This window comes from Blautia acetigignens, assembly GCF_025566865.1.
GTDB lineage: Bacteria > Bacillota > Clostridia > Lachnospirales > Lachnospiraceae > Blautia_A > Blautia_A acetigignens.
The window spans coordinates 425336-436824 of the sequence record NZ_JAOQJM010000001.1; the positions used below are offsets into that span (position 1 = coordinate 425336).

At 45.6% G+C, this 11489-nt stretch carries 10 protein-coding genes; 1 reads left to right on the plus strand and 9 read right to left on the minus strand.

Features of this window, described 5'->3' with window-relative positions:
• Nucleotides 1-2: 2 nt before the first annotated feature.
• Nucleotides 3-1361 carry a GntP family permease gene (locus OCV70_RS01965; protein WP_117851088.1) on the minus strand — a complete coding sequence of 453 codons (1359 nt, stop codon included), beginning with the start codon at nt 1359-1361 and terminating at the stop codon, nt 3-5.
• A 47-nt stretch (nt 1362-1408) separates the two neighbouring features.
• Nucleotides 1409-3025 carry a mannitol dehydrogenase family protein gene (locus OCV70_RS01970; RefSeq protein WP_173765716.1) on the minus strand — a complete coding sequence of 539 codons (1617 nt, stop codon included), beginning with the start codon at nt 3023-3025 and terminating at the stop codon, nt 1409-1411.
• 304 nt (nt 3026-3329) lie between these two features.
• Between OCV70_RS01970 and OCV70_RS01975 the strand changes: the two genes are divergently transcribed.
• The gene (locus tag OCV70_RS01975; protein ID WP_117851093.1) at nt 3330-4463 is read left to right on the plus strand and encodes an ROK family transcriptional regulator; all 1134 of its coding nucleotides are present in this window, start codon (nt 3330-3332) and stop codon (nt 4461-4463) included.
• 269 nt (nt 4464-4732) lie between these two features.
• On the opposite strand, the gene OCV70_RS01980 is transcribed toward OCV70_RS01975, so the two are convergent.
• The 7 genes from OCV70_RS01980 to OCV70_RS02010 form a co-directional block, all read right to left on the minus strand.
• Nucleotides 4733-5422 carry a YoaK family protein gene (locus OCV70_RS01980; protein WP_021924508.1) on the minus strand — a complete coding sequence of 230 codons (690 nt, stop codon included), beginning with the start codon at nt 5420-5422 and terminating at the stop codon, nt 4733-4735.
• A gap of 138 nt (nt 5423-5560) precedes the next feature.
• Nucleotides 5561-6127 (minus strand): Fe-S-containing hydro-lyase, encoded by a 567-nt coding sequence (locus OCV70_RS01985; protein ID WP_021924507.1) that lies wholly within the window; start codon nt 6125-6127, stop codon nt 5561-5563.
• Nucleotides 6128-6129: 2 nt separating this feature from the next.
• Nucleotides 6130-6972 carry a fumarate hydratase gene (locus OCV70_RS01990; protein WP_117851095.1) on the minus strand — a complete coding sequence of 281 codons (843 nt, stop codon included), beginning with the start codon at nt 6970-6972 and terminating at the stop codon, nt 6130-6132.
• A 27-nt stretch (nt 6973-6999) separates the two neighbouring features.
• Complete coding sequence (locus tag OCV70_RS01995; protein WP_117851098.1) at nt 7000-8613, minus strand: FAD-dependent oxidoreductase; 1614 nt, start codon at nt 8611-8613, stop codon at nt 7000-7002.
• A gap of 15 nt (nt 8614-8628) precedes the next feature.
• On the minus strand, nt 8629-9303 hold the full coding sequence (locus tag OCV70_RS02000) for a 2Fe-2S iron-sulfur cluster-binding protein (protein ID WP_117851101.1): 675 nt from the start codon (nt 9301-9303) through the stop codon (nt 8629-8631).
• Nucleotides 9304-9574: 271 nt separating this feature from the next.
• Nucleotides 9575-10429, minus strand: coding sequence for an FAD/NAD(P)-binding protein (locus tag OCV70_RS02005; RefSeq protein ID WP_021924662.1), 855 nt, complete (start codon nt 10427-10429; stop codon nt 9575-9577).
• The gene (locus tag OCV70_RS02010) at nt 10429-11487 is read right to left on the minus strand and encodes a 4Fe-4S dicluster domain-containing protein (RefSeq protein ID WP_262579098.1); all 1059 of its coding nucleotides are present in this window, start codon (nt 11485-11487) and stop codon (nt 10429-10431) included. The genes OCV70_RS02005 and OCV70_RS02010 overlap by 1 nt, the downstream gene beginning before the upstream one ends.
• Nucleotides 11488-11489 lie beyond the last annotated feature (2 nt).

An 11489-nucleotide genomic window follows, 5' to 3' on the forward strand; every position in this document is an offset into this window, starting at 1 on the left:
CCTTATGCAAACAGGCTGATTACAATTGCACAGATCAATCCTGTAAAGCCTATAATAGTTTCCATCATTGTCCATGATTTTAAGGTTGTCTTTTCATCTATCTCAAGCAGAGAACTTACCAGCCAGAATCCGGAATCGTTCACATGACTGAATGCTGTTGCTCCTCCATTGATAGCACAGACCATAGCTGCCAGATAAACAGGAGATAATCCTGCCACTCCAGGCATAGCTGCCATAATACCGGCTGCCATTGTCATAGCCACTACTGCTGCGCCTACAGATGCACGGATTAATGCTGCGATCAGAAATGCCACCAGCACCAGTGGAAGACCGCTTTTCTCCAGTGCCGGTCCAATGATGTCACCCATACCACAGTCCTGCAATACCCAGCGGATAATTCCTCCACCTGTGATAACAAGCAAAATCTGCCCTGTAGGGCGCAGGGAACGATCCATGATCTTCTTTAACTGTTCTCCATCATAATTCTGTTTTTTGCCAAGAAAATACATTGCTGATAATACGGCTATGATCAATGCTACAAATGGTGTTCCAAAAAATTCCAGAACAGGACGAATAGCATCAATTCCCGGAATATACGTAGAAAGTGTATTGCATAGAATTAAAATCAGCGGAACAAGGATAATACACAGCACAGTAGAAAATGCGGGAAGATTCGCTTCATCTTCCTGTTTGACCTCCTGAATATTAAACGGAAGTCCTGTATTAATACGGCTGCCGATAAATTTTGACCACAAAATCCCTGCAAAAATCAAAGAGAGAATACCAACAGGAACACCCACTGCAATCATAACTCCCAAATCCACATTGAGCATATTTGCAACAAGTACAGAGCCTGCTGATGGCGGAATAAACGCAAATCCAGTTGCAAGACCTGCCAATAAAGGGATCACATAATATAATGTAGATTTTTTGGTTTTCCTGGCAAGTCCGAATGCCAGTGGAATCAGGATCACAACACCAGCTTCAAAAAAAACAGTTGTACCAACTACAAGTCCTGTGATTCCAAGTGCAATTCCTGCTTTCTTCTCACCAAACTTATTTACCAGTGTCTGGGCAACACACTGCGCTCCTCCTGACACCTCCAGAATCCCTCCAAATAAAGATCCCAGTCCAATCAACAATACGATTCCCTGCAGAGTTTCACCTGCCCCCTTCTCTACTGTGCTGACCAGAGTCGGAACCGGCATACCGGCTCCGAGCCCTATAACCAAAGCTGAAATCAGCAGGGATAATACTGGGTGAATTTTAAATTTAATAATAAGTAACAGTAACAATACAATGCCTGCCGCTGCTGCGATTAACAGCCTTGATGGCTCTGCTGCAAATGCTGCTTCTGTCATTTCAATTTTCCTCCTGATAATCAGTTATAATCTCTGTCTGATGAAAATCATCCAACATATTTGTGTATTGTTGCTCTTACAGCTCCAGGTCCTGCAAGCATCTCACGGAACATGCCCTCAATCTTCTCTCCCACACCATCTTTATAAAGATCAGTAAAGAACAGGCGCTCATTGGAAAGAATTGGTTTTAACTGATCTGTGAAAGTCTCAGGTTTACCTACTACAATATCCTTAAACTGTTCCTGCAGTTCCTCATTCATTGGGTCCGGTGCAAGTTCAAATTTATCTCCTTCATCATCTACACCAAGCATATATCTGAGCCATCCTGCAATTCCGAGAGGTATCGCAGTCAGTCTGGAAGCATCTCCGAATTTCTGTACATATGCTTTAATAGTTTCACCAAAGCGGATACCAACCATCTGAGATACATCTACTGCCAGACGAAGGTTTGTGTCTCCCAGATATTCATTTGGAAAACGATCGTTAAAAAGCTCATCCACAAATGCCTGCGGAGAGAGAATTCCAGGATCAGCAACTACCGGAAGACCTTCATCATAAGCAACCATACGCGCCATTTTCATCATATCTTCATTTGTATTAAGCATATGTGCAAACAGATCATATCCAAGAACTACTCCCAGAGGACCTGTAGCAGAATGGACCGGATTCAGGCATACTGTTACCTTCATACGTTCAGAAAGGTTAACTGTATTTCTGTCCGCCATATATACGCCGAAACCTTTTTCCAAAGCCGGACGTCCGTTTGGGAAGCTGTCCTCAATTACAAGATACTGTGGTTTCTCAGCATTGACAAATGGCGCAATGTATGTCTTCTTGCCTGTGATCACCGGCTGCATCTTCTCAACACCCAGATTTTCAAGGTCTGCTGCAATCTGCTCACTTGGACGAGGTGTGATCTTATCAATCATTGTCCATGGAAAAGCAACTACTTTTTCATCACTTACATAGTTCACAAATCCCTCATCAACAAATCCTGCTTTCTTCCACTCTTCTGTCATTGTCATTACTGACTCACGGAGCTTTGCGCCATTCTGTGAGCAGTTATCCATGGAAACCAGTGCGATCGGATATCTGCCAGCCTTATATCTTTCATAAAGCATTGCAACCAGAACTGCCATGGCACCACACGCTTTATCCGGTCCATTCTTGATATCTGCCTCTACAAACGGGAACCATGTTCCGTCAGCTTTCTGCAATGCATATCCTTTCTCTGTAATTGTAAAGGAAACCATCTGCAGGGATTTACTGGTAAAAATCTCCTTCAGCCGACTCCACTGGACTTTATCAGAAGACTGTGCTTTCACTGCTTCTGCAAGAGCTCCGATCACTTTATATTCACGCGTACCATCACCATGCAGGATTACACTTAATCCCAGATTATCATATGGATCATAAATCTTATCTACTACATCATAATCAAAGGTTTCCACACAGGTAATGCCACGATCCAAAATTCCTTCTTCCAGAAGGCCATCTGCAATCCCACCGATAAATATGCGGAAAATATTTCCGATACCAAAATGAACCCAGCCTGGTTCTTTCTTTGCCTTCTCCGAAACTGCTGCCACATCATAACCCGGAAGGGTAATCCCTGCATGCTTCCACGCTTCCTGTTCTTTAATTCCATTAATTGATAACTTCATGTTATATCCTCCTTTTTCTTCCTGCAACACTTATTATTTGTTATTACGCTTTTTACTTACACGTATATCTAAACCGTAAGTTGAGTATATATCTTTTCTTTTCAAAAATCCATTGACAGAGATTCTAATTTTTAAATAACTTTTTTGTCTATTTTTACCATAAATATGTTGTTAATCCGGTTCTCATTACAATCTTGCAGAATATATTTTTTCATTACAATTCATTTGTATTGCTTTTTTTTCGTTCTGTGCTACAATAAATTTGAAACTTAACATTATCTTGCAACATAATCAGGAGAACATTATGAGTGAAAAGGGATTAACCAACATTAGCCTCAAAAAAATAAATAAATCAAAGGTTTACCAATATATTTACAGAAAAAAAATGACCTCCAAGCTGCAGATCGTTCAGGAACTGCAGATGGGCTTATCCACTGTCAGTCAGAACCTGAACCTCCTGGAGCAGGAAGGTCTTATAGAAAAAAATGGTTTTTTTGAATCCACCGGTGGCAGAAAAGCAAATGCCATTCAGATCGTATCAGATTTTAAAATTTCCATTGGTATCGGTATTTTAAAAGGTATGTTTCATATTACTGCTGTAGATCTGTACGGAAATGCTTTCTATACGGATACCATTCCGCTTCCATATTCTAACACGCCAGATTACTATAAACAGGTTACTGATACTGTAAAGGAATTCATTTCATCACATCAGTATGACAATGACAAAGTACTTGGCATCTCCATTGCCACACAGGGTATCACATCTCCGGATCATACTACTGTATTATATGGGGATATCATGAATAACGCTGGCATGAAACTGGATGATTTTTCCAGATATCTTCCTTATCCCTGTTATCTGGAGCATGACTCAAAATCAGCTGCATTCCTTGAATTATGGAAGCATCCGGAGCTTGATAGTGCTGTTATCATCCTGCTGAACCGAAATCTGGGCGGCGGTATCATTACTGATCATCAGATTCACCAGGGAATCTCCATGCACAGTGGAACTCTTGAACATATGTGTATTAATCCTGATGGACCACTTTGTTATTGCGGTAGCCGTGGCTGCCTGGAAACCTATTGTTCTGCCAACGCACTGGAGCAGGCTGCAGGTATGCCTGTCAAAGAATTTTTCCCTCTTCTGCGCGAAAAAAAATCTCCCCAGATCATACAGGTCTGGAAAGATTTTTTAAACCATCTGGCATTTGCCATGAAGAATTTAAACCTTATTATTGATGCACCGATCATCCTCAGCGGCTACCTTGCACCTTATTTCACAGCGGAAGATATTGAATACCTGACAGAGCATCTCCATACTGCTGCACCATTCATACTGGATAAAATCCAGATACTGGTCGGTACTAATGGGCAATATACACCGGCAATTGGAGCTGCGCTACATTATGTAGAGAAATTTGTTCAATCAATTTAATGATACCAGTGTCAAAAGGTCAAAAGGGGCTGTCGGGAAATAGACAGTTCTAAGAGAGGGGCTGTAAAAATCCAGACAAGGGATTTTTGCGGCCAAAAATAAATTTCATCTTTCATAGAAAAAAGGATCCCTCGCAAGGTAGAAGGCTAACAAGCCTCGTTCTTGCTGGGATCCTTTCAATTACTACTGGGGATACCGAAATGTGGTATTAACCGACAGCCCCCTTTTGTTGTTTCTGTATTTTATTCCTGCAAAATCTGTTAGAAAGCTTACTGCCAGCGATGCTCTGCCTCTTCCATTTCCTCGATAAACATAAGAAGGAAGCTGATGAGGAGCAGGATGCTGGAAACCCAGATGGCTTTTGGGCCGTAGGCTATGGAAAGTCTGCCGCCAACTCCTGCGCCGATGGCAAACAGAAGAATGATAGCGAAGTAGCACAATGCCTGATGAAGCAGTCTTGGCTTCTTTTCCCTCATGTAGGCGGAAAGGGCTGCGGTGCCGCTTCGAAGGTTTCCGATGCACATGGTGCTGGCATAAGCGTTTCCTTCTACCTTACGGAAGGTCTGTACCTGCAGGGCGCAGGAGAAGGATACCAGAGTGGTCGCAAAAACATTCATGTTCCCAGGTATGAAGCCTACCAGGAACAGCAGGATAATTTCTACCAGAAGGATTCCCTGGCGCCAGTGAAGGCGTTTGGCGTAGCGGAATTTGTCCTGAATGCGTTCCGCTAAAAGTACTCCAAGGAAAAAGGCGGTCAGGGGAATCAGATAGTGTAATCCTGCTTTTACTTCGCCGTTCATAAACCGCTCACTCATCAGTACCACGTTTCCGGTCTGGGCGTTGGAGAAAACGCCGTCGCGAGTGAAGTAGGTATAGGCATCCTGAAATCCTCCCGACACTGCAAGAAATGCACTGTTTATGAAAGTTTCTGAGGTCTGTACCCTCTTATGATGGTCCATAATAAGTTCCTTCTTTCGTTGTTTTGTCTTTTGTTCTCCATACATATCTCCAAATTATAGAATATACAGGGATTTCTGTAAATACCTAATTTGATATATGGAGTATATCTATCTTATATATCAAGACAAAATATCCGATCAGTCGGCTTTGTGCTCGTCCAGATATTCCTTGCGTCCTTCTTCGTAAAGGTTGTTGCCTTCGCTGTCGATGATGACTACAAGAGGCATGTCCTCTACATAAAGCTTGCGCAGGGCTTCTGCGCCAAGATCCTCGTAGGCGATCAGCTCAGCTTTTTTGATGCATTTGGCAAGAAGGGCGCCGGCACCTCCGATGGCACCGAAGTAAACACCGTCATATTTTTTCATGGCTTCTACTACTTCCGGGAGACGGGCTCCTTTGCCGATCATGCCGCGGGCACCTACGGACATCATGGTTGGAGCGTAAGCATCCATACGACCGCTGGTTGTAGGGCCTGCGGAACCGATTACGGCACCTGGCTTTGCTGGAGTTGGTCCTACATAGTAGATGGTTGCGTCTGTCGGGTCAAATGGAATCTGCTCTCCCCTTGCAAGAGCTTCGCACATACGCTTGTGGCCTGCGTCACGGGATGTGTAGATGGTTCCGGTAAGCAGAACCTGATCTCCTGCGTGAAGTGTTTTTGCCAGTTCTTTTGTCAGAGGCAGTGTAATACGTCTTCTTTCCATAATCAGATCACCTCCGTTTTATGACGGGTAACATGACAGTTGATGTTGACTGCACATGGCATTCCCGCAATGTGAGTAGGCATTGTCTCAATGTTCAGACCGATGGCTGTGGTCTTTCCGCCAAAGCCCTGTGGTCCGATGCCAAGCTTATTGACTTTCTTAAGCATTTCATCTTCCAGGTCTGCGTAGAATGGATCCGGGTTGTGGGAATCTAATGGACGCATCAGTGCTTTCTTTGCAAGAAGGGCACATTTGTCAAAGGTTCCTCCGATTCCAACCCCCACTACCATAGGCGGACATGGGTTCGGGCCTGCAGTCTCTACTACTTCCAGGATAAAATCTTTGATTCCCTGAAGTCCTGCAGATGGCTTGAACATACGGATCATACTCATGTTCTCGCTTCCGAAGCCTTTCGGTCCTACTGTGATCTTAACCTTGTCGCCAGGAACAATCTCTGTGTAGATCATAGCCGGTGTATTGTCACCTGTATTTCCACGGCGTACCGGATCTTTTACAACAGATTTGCGAAGGTAGCCGTTTGTATATCCGCGGCGAACGCCTTCATTGATGGCGTCGGTAAGGTCTCCGCCAACAAAGTGTACATCCTGTCCGATTTCAAGGAAGACGCATGCCATTCCTGTATCCTGGCAGATCGGCACATTCTCGTTATCTGCAATGTCAAAATTCTCAATAATGTTGTCAAGGATGCCCTTGGCAATCTCTCCGTCTTCGCATGCGCGGCATGTTTTGATCGCGCATTTTACGTCTTCCGGAAGATGTTCATTTGCTTCGATACAGAGTTTTTCGATGACATCTGTAAGTCTGCTTACTTCTACTTCACGCATTTTGGTAAGCTCCCTTCTTTTGTATTTTTATCGCTGCTCGTGACGGGCGTATTTCGGAAGAAGCAGCGGAGATACCTTATCTGTATGGATATCTGCTTTTTTCAGTTCCTCATCATAAGCATAAATATGATTCAGGTTCATTTCTCCAAGCTCTACGTCCTTGCATTTTACAGCTGCTTTTTTACCGGCATTTCTTCCGAATACGATAACGTCCAGAAGAGAGTTGCCCATCAGTCTGTTTCTTCCATGGATTCCGCCTGCTGCCTCTCCTGCAACCAACAGGTTTGGAATTTCTTCTGAGAATCCGTCTCCGTCAATGTTCAGGCCGCCGTTCTGGTAGTGAAGGGTCGGGTAAATCACGATCGGAACTTTTCTCATGTCAATGCCGTAGTTCATGTACATACGGAACATAGCCGGGATTCTCTTCTCGATGGTTCCCTCGCCTCCAAGGATCTCGATCATCGGAGTGTCAAGCCATACGCCTTTGCGTCCGCCAGGAACCTCTACACCGCGGCCTTCCTCGCACTCACGGATAACACCGGAAGCGTTGACGTCACGGGTTTCAAGAGGATGGATGTAAGCTTCCCCATTTGCATTTACAAGCTGTGCACCAACGGAACGAACCTTCTCTGTCACCAGTGCGCCAAGGATCTGGGACGGATAGATGGCTCCAGTTGGATGATACTGGATGGAATCCTGATAAAGTAAAGATGCACCAGCTCTGTATCCAAGTACAAGTCCGTCAGCAGTTGCACCGTAGTGGTTGGAGGTTGGGAATCCCTGGTAATGCATTCTTCCTGCACCGCCTGTTGCGATGACTACCGTCTTTGCTCTTGCAACGGAGTAGTCGCCTGTTTCCATGTTGAGAAGGACTGCACCTGCAGCCTGTCCCTTTTCGTCTTTGATCAGCTCAACAGCGGAAGTAAATTCCACTACTGGAATGCCAAGGTTGAGAACTTCGTCACGGATGGTACGCATGATCTCAGATCCGGAATAATCCTTTGCAGCATGCATTCTCTTTCTGGAAGTTCCGCCGCCGTGTGTGGTAACCATGGTTCCGTCTTCAGCTTTGTCGAACTCAACGCCAAGGTCGTTCAGCCATTTGATCGCGTCCGGGGCTTCCATTACCAGTCTCTTTACCAGCTCTGGCTTTGCAGCAAAGTGTCCGCCGCCGAAGCAGTCCAGGTAATGCTGTACCGGGGAGTCGTTTTCTTTGTCTGCTGCCTGGATTCCGCCTTCTGCCATCATGGTGTTGGCGTCACCGATACGAAGCTTGGTAACGATCATAACGTTTGCGCCTGCATTGTGTGCTTCGATGGCACAGGAGGATCCTGCTCCGCCGCCGCCGATTACAAGGACATCTACGTCATAATCGATTTTGTTAAGATCAATTTTTTCGTTCATCAGACGGCTTTCAGAATGAAGCATTTCTGCTAACTCCAGGGGAGCTTTCTGGCCTTTGTTTGGTCCTACTTTGATTTCTGCAAATGCGTCTGGGTTATAGTCCGGATGGAATTTCTTAAGAAGCGCGTCTTTCTCATCAGCAGTCAGACGTCTTGGCTCAGTTGCCATACGCTGTGCTCTTGTAGCCTCTACCTTTTTGATGGATTCCATCATATTTTCTGGATATGGTGCATACATGTTTTTACGCCCTCCTTATTTCTCAATTTCTCTGTTGTTGTAAAGTTCCTGCATGTCTGTGATTGGTTTCTGCATGATCTGTTCGATCAGGTCGTCGTATTTGCCTTCGTGGATTTCTTCTACACGTTTTTCAAGGTGTTCGCTCTTTGGTGCGATGTATTTTCCGGTGAGACGTCTTGCGAGAAGACCTACCATCGGGTGGGAAATTCCGGCCGGGCATCTTACGGAGCAGCATCCGCAGCTTACGCAGTCAAAGGATTCTTCTGCGCATTTTTCAAGCTCGCCTCTCTGGGCGTAGGCGATGTACTGCATAACGTTTAAGCTCTGGGTACATGCTTTTGTGCAGGCGTTGCAGCCGATGCAGCTGTAGATTTCCGGGTAGAGTTCCATCATGACCTGCTGGTTTGGCTTGAGGTCTTCGATGTTGTAGAGGCGCTTGTCTGTTGGGAAGAATGGGATGCTTGCTACATACATGCCTTCCTGTACCTGGGTCTGACAGGCGAGACAGGTTTTGAGTTCGTTGTCGCCTTTGATTCTGTAGATGGTTGCGCAGGCGCCGCAGAATCCGTGGCGGCAGCCGCAGCCTCTTTTGAGGGTGTAGCCTGCGTATTCCATGGCCGTCATGATGGTCAGGTCAGCAGGTACGGTGTATTTTTTACCGAAGAAATATACGTTTACCATATTTTCCATGTTGGGAGTTCCTTTCTTCTGCTTGTTTAAACCGTACGCCTTGTGAAATGGGTATCTCGCACGTGCCCGTCGCAACGCTCTGCTGAACTAATCGCTAACTGCGACTAAGGAGTTCAGGAGAGCCTTCACTCCTAAGTCTTCGTAAGCGCTGGATTTCAGCGCCGCTAAAGGCGCTCCTGAAATGGGCAGCTTGGCGAGATACCCATTCCACAAGTCTGTGTACTGGCAATAACTGATTCATTTGTTCGAAAGTTTCTTAAGATTAAAAAATTTAGTACTCGTCAGGTAACTGATCTATCTCGTCCATTCGGAAAACCGGGCCGTCTTTGCATACGTACTTGGAACCGATGTTGCAGCGGCCACATTTTCCGATACCGCACTTCATTCTAAGCTCCAATGTTGTGTAAACCTGGGTTCGGGTGAAGCCAAGTTCCTCCAGGCCCTGGAGGACGAATTTGATCATGATTGGCGGGCCGCAGACGAGGGCTACTTTGTTGGTGTCGAAGCCGATCTCTTTTAAGTAGGTGGGGACGAAGCCTACGTGGCCGTCCCAGCCTTCCTGCTCGCGGTCGATAGTCAGGTAGACGTTTACGTCTTTGGCGTTCATCCAGACTTCCTGGATCTCTTTTAATTTTACAAGGTCATCTGCGGAACGGGAACCGTAGAGGATGTCTACGGTGCCGTAGTCGTCGCGGTTGTCAAGGACGTAGTTGATTACGGAACGGAGTGGGGCAAGACCGATACCTCCGGCGATGAACAAAAGGTTTTTGCCTTTCAGCTTATCTTCAACCGGGAAATGATTGCCGTATGGTCCGCGGACTGTGATCTCATCTCCAACCTGAAGGCTGTGGAGATAGGAAGTCAGCTCACCGCATTTCTTAATACTGAATTCCTGATACTCTTTGTTTGTAGGAGAAGAAGTAATGGAAAACATACCCTCGCTTACGCCTGGTGCGCAGACCATTGCGCACTGTCCCGGCATATGCTCGAAAAGCTTTCCTCCATCCGGTGCAGTTACGCAGAAGGTTTTTACATCCGGTGTCTCCTCATGAATGTCTGTGATCACGCCAACCTGCGGGATCAGAGTATCCAGAGTATAATTTTTATGACAGGTACACTCGCTCATTACTTTTCACCTCCATGCTTTTCAAAAGCCTTGATCACCTTCACGATGTTCAGGGATGACGGGCATTTTTCCACGCAGCGGCCGCATCCTACACAAGAATACATGCCGTTATTGTTGGCCGGGAAATAAACAAGCTTGTGCATGAATCTCTGACGAAATCTCTGCAGCTGGCTGGTACGGTTATTTCCATGAGCCATCATTGTGAAATCGGAATACATACAGGAATCCCAGCAGCGGTAACGCTTGATTCCATGTCCTGTATCATAATCCTTGATGTCATAGCACTGGCAGGTCGGGCACACAAAGGTGCAGGTTCCGCATGCCAGACATGGCTTATAAAGGGTCTCCCATACAGGAGAGTTAAATTTCTCATCTGTAGCATTTCCATCCCATCCTTCCAGGGAAAGATGTGTGTATGGAAGCTGCTCTACAATATTATGGATCGCATCTTTTTCGGCGGAAACTTTTTCTTCATCAGAAGCATCCGCATCCGTAAGAAGCTCCTTCACAGCCTCAGTAAGAGCCTCACCCTTTTCGGTAAGGGCTTTCCAGTAAAGGGAATCCTGAACCATCCATACCGCTATATCAGCCACACCGTCTGCATCTGCTGACGGATCTGCTGCATCTGTTCCAAATACTTTACAGAAGCAGGACTCTTCCGGCTCATGGCATGCCATGGCAACGATGGTTCCATGGTCTCTTCTTGCTGCATAGAAGGTATCTACAGGATCTGCAAGGAATACCTTGTCCAGAACTGCCACGCCTTTTACATCGCAGGCTTTCATGCCAAATACAACAAAAGGACGATTTCTAAGCTCTTCTGGTTCTACTGTCAGTTTCTTTCCATCACGTACAACTGTGTAAAGGGTCTCACTCTGTGGGAAAAAGGCATCTTTACCGGATTTTACGGTCTTCAGTGTATCAAGATCTGCCTCCTCTTCCTCATTCCAGAGACCGAAGTTTGTCTGTCCTGCCTTTTTAACCGGAAGGATCAAATCCTGGCTTTCTGCGATTTTCCGGAATAATGCTTCCAGATTTTCTTTTTCAATCTTATACATAC

What these genes read in the sequence shown, in the direction of transcription:
- OCV70_RS01980 (WP_021924508.1), bottom strand. Translation starts at nt 5,422, where the DNA reads ATGGACCATCATAAGAGGGTACAGACCTCAGAAACTTTCATAAACAGT.
- OCV70_RS01970 (WP_173765716.1), bottom strand. Translation starts at nt 3,025, where the DNA reads ATGAAGTTATCAATTAATGGAATTAAAGAACAGGAAGCGTGGAAGCAT.
- OCV70_RS01995 (WP_117851098.1), bottom strand. Translation starts at nt 8,613, where the DNA reads ATGTATGCACCATATCCAGAAAATATGATGGAATCCATCAAAAAGGTA.
- OCV70_RS01990 (WP_117851095.1), bottom strand. Translation starts at nt 6,972, where the DNA reads ATGCGTGAAGTAGAAGTAAGCAGACTTACAGATGTCATCGAAAAACTC.
- OCV70_RS01985 (WP_021924507.1), bottom strand. Translation starts at nt 6,127, where the DNA reads ATGGAAAGAAGACGTATTACACTGCCTCTGACAAAAGAACTGGCAAAA.
- OCV70_RS02005 (WP_021924662.1), bottom strand. Translation starts at nt 10,429, where the DNA reads ATGAGCGAGTGTACCTGTCATAAAAATTATACTCTGGATACTCTGATC.
- OCV70_RS01975 (WP_117851093.1), top strand. Translation starts at nt 3,330, where the DNA reads ATGAGTGAAAAGGGATTAACCAACATTAGCCTCAAAAAAATAAATAAA.
- OCV70_RS01965 (WP_117851088.1), bottom strand. Translation starts at nt 1,361, where the DNA reads ATGACAGAAGCAGCATTTGCAGCAGAGCCATCAAGGCTGTTAATCGCA.
- OCV70_RS02000 (WP_117851101.1), bottom strand. Translation starts at nt 9,303, where the DNA reads ATGGAAAATATGGTAAACGTATATTTCTTCGGTAAAAAATACACCGTA.
- OCV70_RS02010 (WP_262579098.1), bottom strand. Translation starts at nt 11,487, where the DNA reads ATGTATAAGATTGAAAAAGAAAATCTGGAAGCATTATTCCGGAAAATC.